Origin of the sequence: Colwellia sp. MB3u-41, assembly GCF_014076845.1 — a bacterium.
Classification (GTDB): domain Bacteria; phylum Pseudomonadota; class Gammaproteobacteria; order Enterobacterales; family Alteromonadaceae; genus Colwellia_A.
In genome coordinates, this window is the sequence record NZ_JACGUT010000047.1 from 51431 (window position 1) to 70133 (window position 18703).

15 protein-coding genes are annotated in these 18703 nt (G+C 37.9%); 3 read left to right on the plus strand and 12 right to left on the minus strand.

From position 1 onward, the window contains the following. Positions 1-33 precede the first annotated feature (33 nt). The 4 genes from allB to xdhA are packed head-to-tail and all read right to left on the minus strand — an operon-like array spanning position 34 to position 6285. Positions 34-1401: an allantoinase AllB gene (allB, locus tag H4J73_RS02605; RefSeq protein WP_182181038.1), complete on the minus strand. Its 1368-nt coding sequence runs from the start codon at positions 1399-1401 to the stop codon at positions 34-36. Further along, entirely contained in the window at positions 1394-2362 is a 969-nt protein-coding gene (gene xdhC / locus H4J73_RS02610; RefSeq protein WP_182181039.1) for a xanthine dehydrogenase accessory protein XdhC, read from the minus strand. Before xdhC ends, allB begins: the two co-directional genes overlap by 8 nt. Then, entirely contained in the window at positions 2355-4727 is a 2373-nt protein-coding gene (gene xdhB / locus H4J73_RS02615) for a xanthine dehydrogenase molybdopterin binding subunit (protein WP_182181040.1), read from the minus strand. Before xdhB ends, xdhC begins: the two co-directional genes overlap by 8 nt. Then, a complete protein-coding gene (gene xdhA / locus H4J73_RS02620; protein WP_182181041.1) occupies positions 4720-6285 on the minus strand; it encodes a xanthine dehydrogenase small subunit in 1566 nt (521 codons plus the stop codon). Before xdhA ends, xdhB begins: the two co-directional genes overlap by 8 nt. 480 nt (positions 6286-6765) lie before the next feature. On the opposite strand from xdhA, the gene H4J73_RS02625 reads away from it, so the two are divergent. Continuing rightward, positions 6766-7407 (plus strand): TetR/AcrR family transcriptional regulator, encoded by a 642-nt coding sequence (locus H4J73_RS02625; protein WP_182181042.1) that lies wholly within the window; start codon positions 6766-6768, stop codon positions 7405-7407. 71 nt (positions 7408-7478) lie between these two features. Here H4J73_RS02625 and H4J73_RS02630 read toward each other — a convergent pair whose 3' ends face one another. Continuing rightward, positions 7479-9092 carry an endonuclease gene (locus tag H4J73_RS02630; RefSeq protein WP_182181043.1) on the minus strand — a complete coding sequence of 538 codons (1614 nt, stop codon included), beginning with the start codon at positions 9090-9092 and terminating at the stop codon, positions 7479-7481. 270 nt (positions 9093-9362) lie between these two features. Further along, a complete protein-coding gene (locus H4J73_RS02635; protein WP_182181044.1) occupies positions 9363-10367 on the minus strand; it encodes an AraC family transcriptional regulator in 1005 nt (334 codons plus the stop codon). A 97-nt stretch (positions 10368-10464) separates the two neighbouring features. On the opposite strand from H4J73_RS02635, the gene H4J73_RS02640 reads away from it, so the two are divergent. Together H4J73_RS02640 and H4J73_RS02645 are read left to right on the plus strand one after the other, a co-directional pair. Beyond that, positions 10465-10911, plus strand: a complete 447-nt coding sequence (locus H4J73_RS02640) for an SRPBCC family protein (protein ID WP_182181045.1) — start codon at positions 10465-10467, stop codon at positions 10909-10911. After that, on the plus strand, positions 10908-11729 hold the full coding sequence (locus tag H4J73_RS02645) for a sterol desaturase family protein (protein WP_182181046.1): 822 nt from the start codon (positions 10908-10910) through the stop codon (positions 11727-11729). The genes H4J73_RS02640 and H4J73_RS02645 overlap by 4 nt, the downstream gene beginning before the upstream one ends. Positions 11730-11830: 101 nt before the next feature. Here H4J73_RS02645 and H4J73_RS02650 read toward each other — a convergent pair whose 3' ends face one another. The 6 genes from H4J73_RS02650 to H4J73_RS02675 form a co-directional block, all read right to left on the minus strand. Continuing rightward, the gene (locus H4J73_RS02650; RefSeq protein ID WP_182181157.1) at positions 11831-12649 is read right to left on the minus strand and encodes a LytTR family DNA-binding domain-containing protein; all 819 of its coding nucleotides are present in this window, start codon (positions 12647-12649) and stop codon (positions 11831-11833) included. Positions 12650-12651: 2 nt separating this feature from the next. Further along, positions 12652-13725, minus strand: coding sequence for a sensor histidine kinase (locus tag H4J73_RS02655; protein ID WP_182181047.1), 1074 nt, complete (start codon positions 13723-13725; stop codon positions 12652-12654). A 122-nt stretch (positions 13726-13847) separates the two neighbouring features. Beyond that, complete coding sequence (hinT, locus tag H4J73_RS02660) at positions 13848-14198, minus strand: purine nucleoside phosphoramidase (RefSeq protein WP_182181048.1); 351 nt, start codon at positions 14196-14198, stop codon at positions 13848-13850. Between the two features lie 21 nt (positions 14199-14219). Continuing rightward, entirely contained in the window at positions 14220-14873 is a 654-nt protein-coding gene (bluB, locus tag H4J73_RS02665) for a 5,6-dimethylbenzimidazole synthase (protein ID WP_182181049.1), read from the minus strand. A 103-nt stretch (positions 14874-14976) separates the two neighbouring features. Continuing rightward, positions 14977-16767 (minus strand): DUF3466 family protein, encoded by a 1791-nt coding sequence (locus H4J73_RS02670; RefSeq protein WP_182181050.1) that lies wholly within the window; start codon positions 16765-16767, stop codon positions 14977-14979. A gap of 25 nt (positions 16768-16792) precedes the next feature. Beyond that, positions 16793-18700: an ABC transporter ATP-binding protein gene (locus tag H4J73_RS02675; RefSeq protein ID WP_182181051.1), complete on the minus strand. Its 1908-nt coding sequence runs from the start codon at positions 18698-18700 to the stop codon at positions 16793-16795. Between the last annotated feature and the right edge of the window lie 3 nt (positions 18701-18703).

Here is an 18703-nt window from a genome sequence, read left to right on the forward strand (position 1 = left end):
ATTATTAAATTTAGCTTTTATTTAACGCGCGTATTAGTAGTTATGTTTCAACAAAGTATTGCCTTGAGGTTGACCGATAATGTCTTGCTCGCTATAAACCAGTTGGCCACGGAGATAAGTTTTGCTGACTTCGCCCGTTACTTTTTTACCAACATAAGGGGTGATTTTATGTTTATGTTTGATCATATCACTACTAATAATGACTTCTTTTTCATCATCGAATACTAAAATGTCTGCATAAGCGCCTACAGCGATTTTTCCTTTTTTGTCATCTAAACCAACGAATTGAGCCGTTGCTGTCGACATTAAATGACTAATGTCTGATAACGTAAAACCGCGTTGTTTTGCTTCCGTCCAAATTAAAGGTAAACCAAATTGTAGTGCTGATATGCCTCCCCACGCACTCTCTAAGTCGCCAGAGTCAATTTTTTTCAACTCAGGCGTACAAGGAGAATGGTCAGAGACAATAAAATCAATATCACCGGCCTTTAATGCTTGCCAAAGTTTTTGTCTGTTTTCATCTTCTCGTATCGGCGGACAACATTTAAAAAGGGTTTTTCCATCAGGAATTTCTTCAGAAAACAGCGTCAAATAATGAGGGCACGTTTCCGCGGTAAACTTCAGGCCTGCTTTTTTGGCATAAATGATTTTTTCTAATGCATCACTTGATGATAAATGCACAATATGGATGTGAGCATCAACCCCTTCCGCTTTAGCTTCTTCGCCCAACGAGACCATTAGATCAATAGCGTCGTTCTCCCATGACCTTGGTCTAGAGTCGAGAAAACTTTGGTATTTATCGCCAATTTCCTGTGGTTCGTTATGCGCTTTATCTAATTCAGCATGGATCAAATATGGCACCTGATGTTTTGCCATAATCGGTAGTGCTTTTTTAACGTCTTCACCACTCACATTTGGGAATTCATCTACACCAGAATGTATTAAGAAACTTTTTGCGCCTAAAACGCCAGCACTCAACAATTCATCTAATTGTGCGCCATTGTTCTCAAGACTTTGGGGGATAACGCCGCCCCAAAACCCACAATCTACCCAAAGTTTTCCTTTAAGCGCTTGCAGTTTAATATCTAAGGCTTCTTTTGTAACGGTTGCTGGAATACAATTAAGTGGCATATCAACTAATGTTGTAATACCGCCAGCTGCGGCTGCTTGTGTAGCTGTGTTAAAGCCTTCCCAGTCGGTACGTCCGGGCTCGTTTATATGTACATGAGTATCAACTAACCCCGGCATTATCACTAAATTACCGTGATCTATTAACTCGCATTCAACTTCACATTCGTAAGGTAGTAAGGTATCAATTAAGCCGTTAATAATAATGATGGTCGCAGCTTTTACACCGTTTGGTGTGATCACACGTTTTGAGCGCAGTGCGAAATTATTCATTTATCTTCTCCGTAACCGATTTACTGAGTATAGGTTCATTATTGTTTTGGCTAGTATTTTTAAAATTTTCACTTTTAAGATCCGCACGTTTAAGGTTAGAGCCGCTATTGAGTAACGGTGCTAACGCTTTAAAACTAATGCCTTGAGCCTTACTTGAGTGATGACTAGCATTGTCATCTTTTTGATATAAACCGATAACTTCTGCCGCAATAGATACGGCAACTTCCATAGGTCGTTTACCCGGGACTTCGCTTAAGCCAATAGGACACTTGAGTTGTTCTATTGCTTCTTGGCTGAATTCTCTATGTTTTAAACGGTGCTGAAAGCGCTTCCATTTTGTCTCAGAACCAATAAGACCCGCGTATGCAAAGTCACCTCGCTTTAATAGCGCCTGACAAAGTTCGAAATCTAATTGGTGATTATGGGTCATAATGATAAAAAAGCTGCCTGCTGGCATATTGGCAATTTCGTCAACAGGGTTGTCACTAACAATACATTCAACATTATGAAGCCGATTATCAAGCATTTGGGCTGGAAATTGTGCTTCACGGTTATCTACCCATTTTACCTGACAAGGCAAATCAGCCAGTATAGTCGTTAACGCTTTACCAACATGCCCTGCACCAAAGAGCATTATTTGAGTTTTACACGCCGCAAAGCTTTCAAACAAAACCGTACAATCACCACCACAACATTGGCCTAACGTAGCGCCTAAAGAAAAATGTTCAATATGTTGATTTTCATCCTTGTCGGCTAATAATTTATGTGCAATAGCGATAGACTTAAATTCTAAGTGCCCACCACCAATCGTGTCATAAGTCGACTTGGCAGTAACAACCATTTTTGTACCCGAATTTCTTGGCGCAGAGCCATGAACACCAATAATAGTAAGCAGTACAAATGCTTCACCTTTAGCCTTTAATAAGCTAACAACTTCAGACCAACGTTGACGATTATCCATTTTCAACAATCCGCTGTTGCGCTGTTATCAATTGTACAGCTTTCAAAACTCGCTCTGGTGTAGCAGGTGTATCAAGAGATGGAATAACGCCTTTAACTCTGTCTTTAACATCAACAGAATTAGCAATGGCTGCTCGCAATGCTGACCATACCGAAATAGCCAACATAAACGGAGGTTCGCCAACCGCTTTAGAGTGGTAAATTGTTGCTTCGCGATTAGGCGAATCTTTTAACAACTCAACATTAAATACTTTAGGTGCATCACTAATCGCAGGAATCTTATATGTTGCAGGTCCCGTTGTTAACAAACGTCCTTTATCATTCCAATGCAATTCTTCTGAGGTTAACCAACCGACACCTTGAATGTAACCGCCTTCAATTTGGCCAATATCGATGGCGGGATTTAAAGAATCTCCAACATCATGTAAAATATCGGTTTGCAATAATTTGTATTCACCCGTTAGCGTATCGATTATTACTTCAGATACTGAGGCACCCATCGCAAAATAAAAGAAAGGCCTACCTGTTGCATTCTCTCTATCGTAATGAATTTTAGGTGTACGGTAAAAACCGGTTGACGATAAGGAAACACGAGCAAAATACGCTTTTTGAACCAGTTCAACAAAACTGATTTTGTCTTTACCTGCTTTAACAGCATCTTCACTAAAAGTAATATCGTTGTTGTCTACTTTAAAATGCTCAACCGCAAAATCAATCAATCTTTGCTTAATCGTTTGTGCGGCGTTTTGAGCGGCTTTACCATTAAGATCTGTCCCTGAAGAGGCCGCAGTTGGTGAAGCATTAGGTACTTTGTCGGTTCGGGTTGCAGAGACCTTTACGTTATCAACATCAATACCAAAAACCTGAGCAACTATCTGGGCGATTTTAGTATGTAACCCTTGACCCATTTCTGTGCCGCCGTGCGTTACGTCTACGCTACCGTCGGTATAGATATTAATCAACGCACCTGCTTGATTTAAATGCTGCGCAGTAAACGAAATACCAAATTTAACAGGCGTAAGTGAAAGGCCTTTTTTAAGAAATTTACTACTAGCATTAAAATCCACTATTTCTTGAAGACGTTCAGTATATCGAGCGTTTGCTTCAAGTTTTGATATCATCTCGCTTAAATTATTATGTTCAACTTGCTGATGATACGGCGTAATATTGCGATCATCGGTGCCATAAAGATTCGCTTTACGAACGGCTAAAGGATCTAATCCTAGAGAATAGGCAATGTCGTCCATTACGCATTCAATGATCATCATGCCTTGTGGTCCACCAAAACCTCGAAAAGCCGTATTAGATGCTGTATTTGTTTTACAACGATTGCCAGTAATACTCACTTGGTCCAAGTAATACCCGTTATCGGCATGAAACATCGCTCTGTCAACAATAGCGTCTGATAAATCAGGCGAGTAACCACAATTACCGTTAACGGTTAAATCAATTCCTTCAATAATACCTTGATCGTTAAAGCCCACTTGATAGTGATTTTCAAAGGGGTGTCGCTTACCTGTCATCATCATATCGTCTGAACGGTTTAGACGAATTTTTACTGCTTTTTGCGTTTTATTCGCTAGCACAGCCGCTAAACAAGCCCAACCAGCAGCTTGGGTTTCTTTGCCACCAAAGCCGCCACCCATGCGTTTCATATCGACAACGACACGATTAAAGGGAATACCTAAAACTTCAGCAACAAGCTTTTGTACTTCAGCGGGATGTTGGCTTGATGAATAAACGGTCATACCGCCATCTTCGGTTGGAATAACACTAGCAACTTGACCTTCAAGATAAAAATGTTCTTGTCCACCAATAGCAATTTTACCACTAAGTTTATGCTTAGCTTGCTTAATTGCGATTGCGCTATTTCCTCTTTTCATACTATGTGGCGGTCTAACAAAACTTTTGGCCGCTAACGCTTCATCAATACTAAGCACAGGCTTAGTTTCTTTATACTCAATTTTCGCAAGCGCTACTGCTTGTTTAGCGAGGTCATGACTTGTTGCTGCCACTGCAAAAATAGCTTGACCATAAAATTCGACAACATCGTTTGTTAATATCGGATCACCCGGAAAAACAGGGCCAATGTCTGTATGGCCGACAATGTCATCAAGGGTAATAACCGCCATAACACCTTTTGCGGTAAGCACTGCGGTCAAATCTATCGCCGTAATATTACCACTGGCAATGGTTGCCATACCTACGGCTGCGTGCAGTTGTCCTAACGACTCTAACTTATCGTCAGTGTATACAGCTTTGCCGGTCACGTGCATTTCAGCGCTTTCATGCTTAGTAGAGCGCCCTACTGCACCTGTATTGCTTTTCTTATTTTTTTGCTTATCTGCATCAGTCAATTTACGCATGAGTAACTCCATTTACTTGCAAGGTGTCAGTTTCAAACGTTTCAATTCGCGTCGACGCATGCGTCTGCTCTAGTTCATAAAAACATTTTCTGACTAAATTTTTTGCCACTTGTAAACGATATTCACTACTCGCTCTAACATCAGATAAAGGGGAGAAGTCTGTTGCTAACGCCTCCATGGCTAAAGCAATATTTTGGTCGTTTGGTACTTTGCCCATTAATGCTTGTTCACAAGTAAAAGCACGTTTAGGAATTCCCGCCATACCGCCAAAAGCAATTTTAATGTCTGACACTTTTTGGTGAGAAAATTCGATATAAAAACAAGCGAGCACGGTTGAAATATCATCATCTAAACGTTTGGAAATTTTAAATACTTTTAGGTGTTTTTTATTCACCGCTTTAGGGATTTCAATACGTTGAATAAATTCTCCGCTTTCAAGCTTAGTGACTTTATAATCAACAAAATAATCTTCAACAGATACTACGCGAGTACGTTGTCCTTTTCTCAGCACGAGTTTTGCACCTAAGGCGATCAAAACCGGTGGCGTATCACCGATAGGAGAAGCATTACCGACATTCCCCCCTAACGTGCCAGAGTTTCTGACTTGCGTAGAACCAAGTCGGTAAAGCATTTGACCAAATTCAGGATAGTGCTTGGTTAATAAAGCATGACTGTCTTGATAACTGACCATTGCACCAATAGACAGCATATCTTCAGTTTCCTTGATTTGAGCAAGTTCGCTAACATTACCCATCGCAATCATGGTTTGAATTTTCGCCATGTTTTGAGTAACACTTAACGCTAAATCAGTGCCACCCGCTAATAATTTTGCTTGCGGAAATTTTTCAACGAGTTGGGTTAATTTATCAAGGGTACTGGGCAGGTAAAGACTTTTATCGTTATTGTGAAGTACGACTGTTTCTTGCTGCTTTGCAATATCTTTCAGTGTCTTGATAGTGACTAATTTATCTTGGTCGAATTGATCAACCTCATCATTATTACAAGCTTGCTTTGCTGCATCAGTAATTGAACGGTATCCTGTACAGCGACATAAATTACCCGCTAATCCATGCTCTATGTCATTGTCTAAGCTTAGGTTGAGATCAGACGATGAAGATTCAGTAGTACCATCGGTAAAGGAAGTTTGCGCTAAGTTTTTCTTTAATGAGAAAAGTGACATAACAAAACCGGGGGTACAAAAGCCGCACTGAGAACCATGACAATCAACCATCGCTTGCTGAACAACATGTAATTTATTACCTTGTTGTAAATCTTCAACGGTTAGTAATTGTTTGCCATGAAGCGCCGATAAAAAAGTAATACACGTATTAATAGATTGGTAACTAAGGTTTTCGGTCGTTGACTGATTATTCTCTTTCGTCGCAACTTCGACAAGCACAGCGGTACAAGCACCACAATCGCCTGAGGCACACCCCTCTTTAGTTCCTTTTCGACTTAACTCTTGTCTTAAATAATTGAGCACTGTCATATTAGGGTCACAATTTTCTATGACGGTAAGCTCGTTATTTAGCAAAAATTGAATGTTATTTTCTGACATAGTGCTTTAACCTTTACAAGTATGCATTACAAAATTTAATCAAACTTTCTATTGTAACTTTAGTTCTTTAACTAAATTTTAACTGACGATTTACCGCTAATATTTTCGCGCATTTTAAGCGCGCCTCACAGTAAGTAAAAATGTGCCTTTAAACTCACTCAGCACTGCAACCATAAAGCCTGTAAGCTTAGGTTTATGCGGATATAATTTATTATTTTTAAGAACTTCAACGACAAAGACTCTGGCACATAGAATTAATTTGCAGAAGAATATCGCCTATTTGCGTATTTTTATTCATTTTTTAGTAATAGCTTCACTAAATTTTAGCTATTTTAATTTACATAATAGAAATAAGCTGACACCAGTGTCAAGTAATAAATGATTTTGATAAAATTAAACCGCCTATTGAGTATTAACTTTATTGTTGAAATAGCTTATATTTGCCACATTGAATAGATTGAGCAAAAATGATTGATTAATATGCCAATAATAAAAAGTAAAGACCAAAACACTTCACCTACAGGGCGAGTAAGAAAAAAAAATCAATCCATCATTTTAAAAGCCGCCGAACAAGATTTCTTAGCACATGGTTTTAAGGGGGCATCTATAAAAGGTATTGCAGAACGTGCGGGGATCCCTCGCGCAAATGTTCACTACTATTATAAAAATAAAGAAGCTATATATTCTGATATTTTATTAGAAATACTCTCGTTATGGGATTCATCTATTATTACATCGACTGAAGAGCCAGCTAAAGTTTTAGGTGATTACATTCTTGCTAAGGTCATGTATTCAAAGACTAATCCTGAAGCCTCTCGTATTTTCGCTAGTGAATTTATTCATGGCGCACCTAGATTACAACACTACTTACAAACGAGTTTTAAGACTTGGATAGATGAAGTTAAAACAACGATTGAAGGCTGGATTAAGCTAGGTAAAATGGATGATATTGACCCACTTTATTTACTCTTTACTATATGGGGTGCAACCCAACATTATGCCGATTTTTCTCCACAGGTTACTGCTGCAATGAATAAAGATAAATTAACCAATGAAGATTTTGAACAAGTGGCCAAAACCCTCACTCAGATCATTCTTAAAGGTTGTGGCATCACTAAATAGGAAGGCATTTCACCGTTTGATAAAATGCCTTATGTTATTTTCTAAGTCGAATATTTCATAGAGAAAACCTTTTAATTACTTCCCCAAATACGGTCAACATACTCAGGATGGTCAACAAAAGGGTTACGATTTCCTTGATGCCCAAGTGCAGCCTCATTACGGTCGATTTCTTTTTGGCTGACAGGGTCATTGGTATGCCAGCGCATTAACATGTCTAATTGCCACAATTCAAATACTCTGTTACTGCTACCATCTAAAATAGCATCACCATAAACTGAATTATTCTGCCAGCTACTAATCAAATTTTCATATCGCGTTGCCATATAAAATTGTGCGCGCGCTAAATCACCTTTAAATTCGTCAATCGGTTCAAAGACAGTACCGTTATAGCCTAACGTTGTCGTTGAAGAGCCAAGTTTACTGTTATTAGTTGAAGTAAAAGATGCCGATGCCACTTCACCAAAAGGAAAACCACCACGTTTTGAGTTAACAAAACCGTCGGTTGCATAAATGTGATGGACATCAGAATTCATCGGTTCAACCTTGCCACCAAACCAACTTTTAGGGAACGTATGTTCTCGGTTATAACAGCCCCCCTCACCACTATAGTTACCACACTGATCAGTAATCTTAGTAAAGCTATAATTGTCGGCTGACAGAGGATCCTCAGAATAGATATCTAAAATTGAACCATCATTTTCAAAATAAACATCCAGTGAATGGTTTTCATAGAAGGTCCATAGTGCTGAATAACCTTGGTTTGCGTGGTCTTTAATTAGATTATAAAGCTGTGTTTTTAAGGGATAACCGGCTGATGCTGTAATACCATCATAATAAGTACCAACATAGTTGCCCGTTACACTACCCGTATTGCCTAAACTGAAGCTTTTAGTTTCGCTCGAACTAAAGTCACTACCACTTATTAATGAGGTACCCGCAAGAGAAAATTCATAAGAGCCATTGCCATAGGTGCAACAGATGCCATCACCGTAACTGTCATCAATAATGAAGGTATAATCACCATCAACTAAACAATAACTTTCATTATAGCTTGTTGAGCTTTCGTAATTATTACCACTCGCAACTTGTTGGTTACTCTTGTTGGTTAAGGACCAGCTAGTTTCATAGCCGTAGTTGTCTGTCGTTAAACTAAAAACAACATCGTTGCTACTACAACTGTTACTACCTGATGCTTGGGTTGGTTGAAAATAGTCAACATAAACAATTTCAGAGCCATCAAAACCAGCAAGGTCATAGAAGCGTAGGCCAACAGCAATATCTGACGTGGCACTTGCAGTGTAGTTATAGGTGATTTTTTGCCATTGATTAACCAAACTTTCATCAGAATAGGCCTGATAGCCATCAATGTACAAACGCGCTTTAATGCTGCCTTCTGTGTGGTATATCCAAACAGAAAAGTCATAACTTTGACCTGAAACAACACTAACAAGCTGTTGCATGTCGGTTGAACCTTGAGTGCTTGTATTGACCGTGATTTCAGCGGAGCTCAAACCTTCTTGAACGATACGGGTATTCTTGTTTACACCTATACCAGAATCAATAGTGGTCCAGCCCGAAGGAGAGCCAGTGAGCCATGTTTCAAAACTACCATTAGTAACATCTGCCGTAGCATAGTGACTAACAGTGCAGAGTAATAAAGCTGCCATATTATTTTTATAATTCATTTATATACCTTACGTTTTATTGAATAATGATAAACCTCCCTATATCTTCCATAATGTTTAATGCTCCGTAATAAAACCCGAAAAAACCGACACTATTTACGTGCAAATTTGATACGTCACTAATTTAGAGAGTCTTAATCAACTAGTCAACATGTAACAAAAAGTAATATTTTTAATATAAGGTCCAAGCCGGTATCTAAGACAAGCGGTTCCTTAGAGTGATGTTTAACTCTTATTATCTCAAAGGTTTTTTTAACAGCTAAGCATTAGCTACACTATTAATTTATGCTTAAGATAATACAATGGGCTACACCCATACCAACGTTGAAATGCACGATTAAAAGAACTTTGGTCGTTAAAGCCTAGTTTATTTGCGATGATGCTTAAGGGGTATTTTCCTATGTACAGCAACAGTCGTCTTTTTCGTTCGTATTCAAGTAAATTAACGAAAGAGGTTTCTTCTTGTTTTAAGTAGCGCTGAACTGTTCTAGAAGTCATGTTTAATGCACTTGCTGTACGTAATAAGCTACAGTCGTCTAAATCATGTTTGGCCATCAGTAAATGGTTGATTTTTTCAGTTAATCGTTGTTGGCTTTTAAAGCGCGAAAGTTGCTGTGCCGATACTTGTTTGAGCGCTTGGTTAATGTGTGTATTGTCAGTTTTAAAGGGCAACGCTAAATAACTGCTAGGGAATGTTATTTGATTGTATTGAGCATTCGTTTCAACCGGGCATTTAAACCAATTAGAGAGTCTTAATTGCTCAGTACCATGCCAAGCGTGCGTAAAAAAAATACAACTGGGTGATAACTGCAGGTTAAGTAATTGACGAATAACACCTACCCAAGCGGTCATATTACGAAGCACCACCTGTGGGTTACAATTTGGGTCAGGCAACCAACGAATAACAGCAAAATCTTCTTGCTGTTCAAATTGTGCTTTTCCTATGTCTGCAACCAAACTGTCATAATTAAGAAGCGCTGTAATTGCGCTCGCTAAGTTATTACTCGATTCTATTAGATAGCCCAGTACACCAAAATCAGCAGTCCGAATTTGTTGACCTAGCATGAAACCAAATAATGGCTCACCTAAGGTCTGTTGGGCATACTCAAGAAGTGCATTATAGCTCGCTAAACTAATACGCGGGGCTAGCTGATGTGTCTGTTTATTGGAGTATTCTGTAAAATTAATAGCGAGCAAAACACGCTGACTTTTCAGCCCTAGAGTTTCAAGGTAATCTAGGCTGCTTGAAAAGTAATGATCGGCAAGTGTGTTCATTTGTCGCCTAAAGCTAAAAAATGGTCGTGTAAAAGCAAGTCTGCCACGGAAGTTTTTTATATACTAGTGAAAACTATAGATAGTTGTCGTTATAAAAATGATATCAATAACCTTAAAACAGAACGTTATCGCTTCGCCTTCACAAGTAAGTACTATCTTGCTGGAACATGATCAGTTGAATCGTTTTTTTGATGCGGACTTCTCACTGATAAAAAACCAAAATAATGGCGAAATAAAAGGTGGAAAAGGCGCTATTAGACAGATAAGTATGCTCGGTGTTAAATTTAAAGAAGAGATAATGAGTGCTGATAACCAACATATTCACTACAAAATAGTCGGAAATAAACCGGTTAGCGACCACCGTGGCGATATTTATTTTTGCTTAAATAAGGTAACGGCTATCCCAACAACTGAAGTTACCTACCATATAAGTTGTAAAGCTCCCTGGTGGCTACCGAGTTTTGTGCTGAGCTTTTTTATTAAAAAAGATGTCACTCAAGCTCTTAAAAAAATAGCGCTTCACTTCAAAGGCAAGACCCTATGACAATAGAAATTATTTTGCTTGCACTGAGTCCGATTTTTATTGTTTTTGTTAGTTTTGAATTTATTAAATATCGCCGCTATTACGATATAAAAGACAGCTTAGCCAATACCGTTCTCGCCCTTATGCATCAAGGTGCGGATGCCGTTGCCTTACTGGTATTAATGCCTTTTTTTTATTGGCTTTATACCTATCGGGTATTCGACATAGAACTTACAGTCTTGAGTGTATTTTCTGCATTTATATTACAAGATTTTTTATATTATTGGTTTCATAAAGCATCACACCATATTCATTGGTTATGGGCAGCACATGTAGTGCATCATAGTTCTACCAAAATGAACTTTTCCACCGCCTTTAGGCAGAGCTTGATGTACCCACTTGCAGGCATGTGGTTATTTTGGCTGCCAATGATACTAATAGGTTTTGACCCTATTACGGTATTTACCGTCGTCGCACTTAATTTGGCTTATCAATTTTTTGTTCATACACAAATAGTAAATAAGTTAGGTTGGTTTGAAGAAATATTTAATACCCCATCCCATCACCGGGTTCACCATGCAATAAACAAAGGTTACCTAGACAAAAACTTTGCAGGCGTGCTTATTATTTGGGATAAATTATTTGGTACTTATGCTGAAGAAGAGCCATTAAAACCTTGTAAATATGGCATTGTCGGACAATTGAAGAGTAATAACCCGTTGACGATCACCTTTCATCAATGGCGTTACTTAATTAAAACTACACTTAATGCTAAAGGCTTCAAAGCTAAAATGAAGGTACTCTTTGGCTACCCAACAAGTGCTATAAAACATCAGTAAGTATAAATAATTTGGTGTTAACATCAGGTTTTGTTATCGGGCCCTTTTAAAATGAAGGGCCTTTTTTTAGGGGAAGTCGAGGCTATATTTTATTGTTGAGCTTATATCCCTACCGCGTATTTAACCTTTTCTTTGTAACTTCTGCTCACTTTTAATTCTTTACCGTTACTCATCACTAAATAATATTCGCCATTAAGTTGGCTACAAAATTTATCCACATAATTTTTATTAACAATGGTAGAGCGATGACTACGAACAAATTGTTTAGGGTCTAAAATTTCTTCAAGCTGTTTCATTGTTTTACGTAAAATATGCGTGGTAGTATCCGTGTGAACACACATGTAGTCACCTGCAGCATCAATCCATAAGATATCTTTGACGGGAACTCGGCTAACTTCTCCAGCATCTTTAATAGCCAAAATATCAGAATAAGACGATAAGCTTACGGGCTGATTGTTTGCTAACTCTTCTAGAATTTTTTCACAGTCATTACCGGTGACATCACTCACTAACTGAATAAGTTTAGATTTATGTACCGCATTTTCTGTACTGATAAGTCTCTGTCGTACCTTGTTCATCGACTCAGCTAAGCGAGCTTCGTCAGCAGGCTTTAACAGGTAGTCTTGTGCATGAACTTCAAATGCTTTTAATGCATATTGATCAAATGCGGTAACGAAAATAACTATTGGTAATTTTAAACCTTGTTCAATAATAGCTTGTACAACTTCAAAACCATTGAGCCCAGGCATTTGAATATCAAGAAACATTAAGTCAGGCTCATAGGCACGGACTGCTTCGAGTGCCTCACGACCATTATGGCATTGTGCAACAATATCAACGTCTTTGTGATCAGCTAATCTTACTGCAAGACCTTTTCTTGCTAAAGGTTCATCATCAACAATGATTGTTGAAAGAAGCATTGTCATGTCTTTGTCTCTAGTTCATAGGGCATTCGGATGCTCACTTTAACACCTTTTGGTTTATTATTGGCAACAACCAAAGAAAAATCATTACCATACAATGCTGATAATCTTTCACGACTGTTAGCAAGGCCAACGCCATTTTCACGGTATAAATTACCATTTTTAATTTCAGCACCGGGCCCATTGTCTGCAAGTTCTAATAGCAAGTCATTAGCAAAGCGCGTTACGGTTACTTTAATTGTGCCACCATCTTCTTGAGAAGCAATAGCATATTTAATCGAATTTTCAGCAATCGGTTGTAATATCATACTAGGTACTAATGCACTTTCACAGTCGACAGCAACAATAAATTCTACGCACAATCGGTCTTCAAAGCGTACTTTTTCTATATCTAAATACAATTTAAGTGCTTGTAATTCGCTATTTAAAGTGACTTTTTTCATTGGGTCTTTATCAAGAGAGTAACGTAAAAATTCACTTAATTTAGTCACCATACCATTCGCTATTTTATTTTCTTGCACCAGAATAAGGGTCGAAATTGCGTTAAGGGTATTAAAGAGAAAGTGTGGATTTAATTGATAGCGTAGCATTTTAAGCTGAGCTTGATGAGCAACACTATTCGCTTCTAATACATTTTGTTTTTCTTTTTGTAGCATTTGATAATATTTGGTACCGAAATATAAACCACTCCAGCTCAAAATAATAAAAAATGAATAAACACTGTTTGTTGTGTAATACAGCCAAAAATCAGGGCGGTAACCGTGTTTATATATTTCCCAATGATTAATATTTTTAACAACTTGCCAAAGAACACCCACCAGATAAGACGCAACGATAACAATAACCGCTATTTTTGCGGGGCTAAAATTCCAAACTTTCCGATAAAGATACCGTAGAGGTACAGTAAAGAGCCAGCCGGCATAAGCATTTAAAAAAATAATAACGACAAAGATATCGCGAGGATCATGTAACAATGACCCTAAATAATGTACTAAAGCAAAACCAAACCAACTTGAGCTATGTACCAGCCAAAACAGTCGATTTTTGTTTTCTAATAATTCTTTCCAATTCACACAGTATAACCAATAGAATATATTACGATAATTATGGGGTAGCTTTGCATTTCACGCATTGCCATTGAGCGTAGCATTTCAGCGACTTATCTCATTTATTTTAAATAAAATAAAGAGAGTGTTTATATTGCTAACATTTTACCCAAATGCTGCCCACCCACTAAATGCATATGAATATGGTAAACCTCTTGGCCACCATGTTCGTTACAATTAATAATAAGACGGTAACCATCTTCTGCAATGCCTTCTTCTTTGGCAATTTTTTTGGCTACAGTGATCATTCGACCTAAAGTGAGTTCATCATCTTCGGTTACATCATTAATCGTAGGAATTAATTTATTGGGAATAATAAGAACATGTGTACTTGTTTTTGGTGTTATATCTCTAAATGCAGTAACAAGGTCATCTTGATAGAGTAAGTTGGTTGGTATTTCTTGTCTGACTATTTTTGAAAATATAGTTTCTTCTGCCATGATGTGCTCCAATTTTTAATGTTAAATTTTTTCGGCTGACCATTTATTATAGTGTATTGCTTTATCGACTGTACGTCTTGGCAACCACCCTGCACTTTCTAGCTCAGGTTTATCCTTAAAATGTGTGACATAGCCAATACATAAATAGGCAATAATTTCGATTTTTTCAGGTATATTTAAAGCGTCTCTTAGAATGTTGTCTTCGATAATACTTACCCAGCCCATACCTAAATTTTCAGCTCTGGCGGCAAGCCATAAATTCTGTATTGCACAAACCGCACTGTATAAGTCCATTTCAGGTTTGATGGTTTTCCCCAAAACTACCGGACCATTTCGTTCTCTATCGCAAGTGACACAAATACCAATCGGTGCTTCTAAAATACCTTCAAGTTTAAATTTTTGATACTGCCTTTGCTTATTATCAGTAAACATTGCTTTTGAAGCTAAGTTTGCTTGATCAAAGCCATTTTTAATCTGCTGTTTTGTCTCATTGTCATTTATAACAATAAAGTCCCACGGTTGCATAAAACCAACACTAGGAGCATGATGAGCAGCCGTTAATACGCGCTTTAAAACATCTTCAGGAATTGTTTCGTTGATAAAGTCGCTTCGAACATCACGACGGGAAAAGATAGTTTTATAAACAGCATTTCTTTCTTCTTCAGAGATATTCATGTGAATTTTTCGATTAAGGTAAAAATTTTAGTTAATAGTGTCGCATAAAAAAGGTCTAGATTAATCACTAATCTAGACCTCATAAGATATTTTAAAGCTAAACTTAGTTTTTTGTAAAAAACCTACGTGTAAAGCCAAAAGTTAATAAAGCAAAAAAGCTAAAAAAACCTAAACTGGCGCCTTCTCTTTCTACTTTCTCTTCAACGGCTGAACAGTCTTCAATCTCACCCGCTATAGGTTTCAACGTAACAGCACGAACCACATCTTCGACAAGCTGTTCGCCTGTTGTTGTATCAATTACCGGTTGACCTTTAGAATCAAGACGCGGAACTTTAATCAAAGCAGAAGCTGCTATTTCATTGTTGTCGTTAATATCACGGGCTTCAATAATCGTGTAATCAGACGCACAGGTTAAGAAATCATTAAGATCAGTAAACTTTTTACTGCCAATATCATACATAAAAGCATGTTTACGACGAGGAGCATTTGCACTGTCATTATGCGTTTCAACTTCACCTTCACCAACAATAATACCGTTTTCATTAATCGCACGAGCAGTGCTTGATGAACCTTTAAAGAAATCATCCGGTCTTATCATTGCCATAACACCATCAAAATCGTTGGTGTCTACATGGAAAAATTTAGTCCGTAAACTACCATTTACAAACGTTTTAACATGGCCAATAGCAATACCTGCGTTATTTATACCGTATGCGCGAGAATCAAAAAATTCGCTATGGTCTTCAGTAAAATCTTTTACTTGACCATTTTTATAAACAACTGCATAAAGTTGACGTTGTTCATTAGTACTTGGTTCGGTTTCAGTTTCATCCCACCATCCGTGAGCAAAACCTACAGCGACACCTTGATTGTTTATCGCTTGGGCGTAATTAACAAATTCACGTTCATCCTCGAGGTTTGGAGTAACTAAGTGGCCTAAAGTTTTTGACGAGGTAGGACCATCGGCACTGAGTGTCCACAAAATAGCTTCAGTATTGTACATGCTATCAATAGCACCTTGAATACACACCTTAAAAGGAACATCGTCAAGTATGTTAGGATCAGCACAACCACCTGTTTCATCAGTGATAAAATCAATGGCATTTTGATCAATGCTGGTACTTGCATAGCCGACAGCAAATAAAGATTCACTAATATCTAATATCGCAGACTCCCCACCAAAACGTAAGTTTTCAGCAATACTATCATCTTCCGTAGGTGGCTTTAATTCAATAATAGTTTCACCCGCATCAGGAGAAAAGAAAGCACGAGTAGTGAAATCACGCACCCAATGCACAACTTCATCACCATCGCTCTCAGTAAAATCTACTGGGATATATGGCGCAGAGCCATTACCGTAAATCCATCCGTCATTAGTAATACCATTAACAAAATTAACCGTTGAGCGTGTTAACGTTGTGGTATCAGGAAAGTTTTGGTCAAATACAACAAAATCTTCAGTATCACCGGCATTACCTGTTAAGTTGCGCATCGCTACAATGCCCCCAATTTTTTGATACAAGCTACTACTGGCTTGGCTATTTAAAAATTGAACAACCCAAGATAAATCGTTTGCAGTAGGCGTGCCCGCTCTTAAAGCAATTTCATCTTCAATATTATTTAAGGCGTAAACATTTTCATACTGCAGATCCGCTAGCCTTACAATATTGTCAAAATCTACTTCATCGAAATATTGAAATTGCACAGGGAAATTATAAAGATCTGAGCCAGAAATAGCCATTTGACTTTGGTTGTTTTCTTGCTGAGCATAACTATATTTAACTATGTTAATGCCACCTTTATCGATAACTTCATATTTAGCTGCATGTGTCATTGATACACTTAAAGTACTGCTAATGCCTAACACTAATACCGATTTTACAAATTTGTTCATATAACTACTTAACTCTCATTTCTTGTTATAATTCATCTAGCTCTTGCCATCTTGCGAAAGCGATTTCGAGTTTTGACTCGCTTTCTTCAAGCTGGTTCAATATTTTTTTTGTTTTATCACTATCTTGGGCAAAAAAGTTAGCATCATTTACCTGTTCTTGCAGTGAACTAATTAATAATTCAAGCTCATCAACTTGTTCAGGTAGCGCTTCTAATTCACGACTTTCTTTGAACGACATTTTTTTTTTAGCTGACACATTAACAGCTGGCTTACTTTCATTAGCTGAAGTCGGTGCTGTTTTTACACCGTCTGCTAACTGCTTACGCTGCTCAGCTTTGTAAACTAAATAACTATCAACATCGTCATAACCACCGACAATATTTGTTATTTGACCACTTCCATCAAAGTAAAGGCAAGTGTTTACACAATTATTAACAAAATCACGATCATGGCTAACTAAAATAACGGTTCCTGCATAATTTGCAACGACTTCTTCTAATAATTCTAAAGTTTCTATATCTAGATCGTTAGTTGGCTCATCGAGAATAAGTAAGTTGCTGGGTCTTAAAAATAAACGGGCTAATAACAGGCGGTTTTTCTCACCACCTGATAATGCTCTTACAGGAGTTCGAGCACGTTTTGGACTAAATAAGAAATCTTGCAAGTACCCCAATACATGACGTGTTACGCCATTAACAGTCACTTCTTGTTTACCTTCAGCAACAGTATCTTGAACAGTCATATTCAAGTCTAATGCATCACGATGTTGATCAAAATAGGCAACATCTAAATTAACACCTACTCGCATTTTTCCAGACGATGGTTGCTGCTGTTCCATGATTAATTTAATTAATGTTGACTTACCCGTGCCGTTTGCGCCAATAAGTGCTAAACGATCACCACGAGTAATCAATAAATCTAAATCATTGAAAATGGTTTTATCGCCAAAAGCCATATGTAAGTTTTCACATTCAAACACTAACTTACCTGAGCGATCGCCTGTTGATATATTAATATCACCCTGCTTTTTAACTTCACGACGCTCTTGGCGTTCAACACGTAATTTTTCTAGAGAGCGAACTCGACCTTCATTTCGGGTTCTACGCGCCTTAACACCCTGTCTTATCCATACTTCTTCTTCAGCTAAGCGCTTATCAAAAAGCGCATTTTGTGTAGACTCAACTTCTAAGTCATGGGCTTTTTGTTCGATATAAAGATCATAGTTACCTGGGTAGCTCACTAATTGACCGCGGTCTAAGTCTAAAATACGGGTTGCTAAACCACGAATAAATGCTCTATCGTGGCTAATAAATATGATCGTGCCCTTAAAGTCTTTCAAGAACTGCTCTAACCACAACACACTACTAATATCTAAATGGTTAGTAGGCTCATCGAGTAATAACACATCAGGTTCACTGACTAAAGCTTTAGCGAGTGCAAGTTTTCTTAACCAACCACCCGAAAGGTCGCAAATCATTTTGTCAGCTTCTAACGCTAACGTGGTTAATACTTTATCGATACGCTGTTCGTCTTGCCAAGCATTAGCTTGGTCAAGCTGTTGTTGAACATTCGATAACTTATTCAGATTTTTCTCTGAAGGGTCTTCGCCAATAATATGAATGATATGATGATATTGCTTAATCAATTCTGCATTTTCTGCAACACCTTGAGCAACATAATCAAAAACGCTCATGTCAGATGACTCTGGTGGATCTTGTTCTAACATCGCTAACTTAATATTGCTCGACATCAGTATTTGACCATCGTCAAGGTTTTGCTTACCCATTAACACTTTCATTAATGACGACTTACCTGCGCCATTTTTACCAACTAAACACACTCTTTCACCCGTTTTTACGGTCAAGTCTGATTTGTCTAAAATACTGTCTTCACCAAAGGCTAATTCGCCTTGAGCTATTCGGATTAATTCCATGGG

What these genes read in the sequence shown, in the direction of transcription:
- H4J73_RS02630 (WP_182181043.1), bottom strand. Translation starts at nt 9,092, where the DNA reads ATGAATTATAAAAATAATATGGCAGCTTTATTACTCTGCACTGTTAGT.
- H4J73_RS02635 (WP_182181044.1), bottom strand. Translation starts at nt 10,367, where the DNA reads ATGAACACACTTGCCGATCATTACTTTTCAAGCAGCCTAGATTACCTT.
- xdhA (WP_182181041.1), bottom strand. Translation starts at nt 6,285, where the DNA reads ATGTCAGAAAATAACATTCAATTTTTGCTAAATAACGAGCTTACCGTC.
- bluB (WP_182181049.1), bottom strand. Translation starts at nt 14,873, where the DNA reads ATGAATATCTCTGAAGAAGAAAGAAATGCTGTTTATAAAACTATCTTT.
- H4J73_RS02625 (WP_182181042.1), top strand. Translation starts at nt 6,766, where the DNA reads ATGCCAATAATAAAAAGTAAAGACCAAAACACTTCACCTACAGGGCGA.
- H4J73_RS02645 (WP_182181046.1), top strand. Translation starts at nt 10,908, where the DNA reads ATGACAATAGAAATTATTTTGCTTGCACTGAGTCCGATTTTTATTGTT.
- xdhC (WP_182181039.1), bottom strand. Translation starts at nt 2,362, where the DNA reads ATGGATAATCGTCAACGTTGGTCTGAAGTTGTTAGCTTATTAAAGGCT.
- xdhB (WP_182181040.1), bottom strand. Translation starts at nt 4,727, where the DNA reads ATGCGTAAATTGACTGATGCAGATAAGCAAAAAAATAAGAAAAGCAAT.
- H4J73_RS02640 (WP_182181045.1), top strand. Translation starts at nt 10,465, where the DNA reads ATGATATCAATAACCTTAAAACAGAACGTTATCGCTTCGCCTTCACAA.
- hinT (WP_182181048.1), bottom strand. Translation starts at nt 14,198, where the DNA reads ATGGCAGAAGAAACTATATTTTCAAAAATAGTCAGACAAGAAATACCA.
- H4J73_RS02650 (WP_182181157.1), bottom strand. Translation starts at nt 12,649, where the DNA reads ATGCTTCTTTCAACAATCATTGTTGATGATGAACCTTTAGCAAGAAAA.
- H4J73_RS02675 (WP_182181051.1), bottom strand. Translation starts at nt 18,700, where the DNA reads ATGGAATTAATCCGAATAGCTCAAGGCGAATTAGCCTTTGGTGAAGAC.
- H4J73_RS02670 (WP_182181050.1), bottom strand. Translation starts at nt 16,767, where the DNA reads ATGAACAAATTTGTAAAATCGGTATTAGTGTTAGGCATTAGCAGTACT.
- allB (WP_182181038.1), bottom strand. Translation starts at nt 1,401, where the DNA reads ATGAATAATTTCGCACTGCGCTCAAAACGTGTGATCACACCAAACGGT.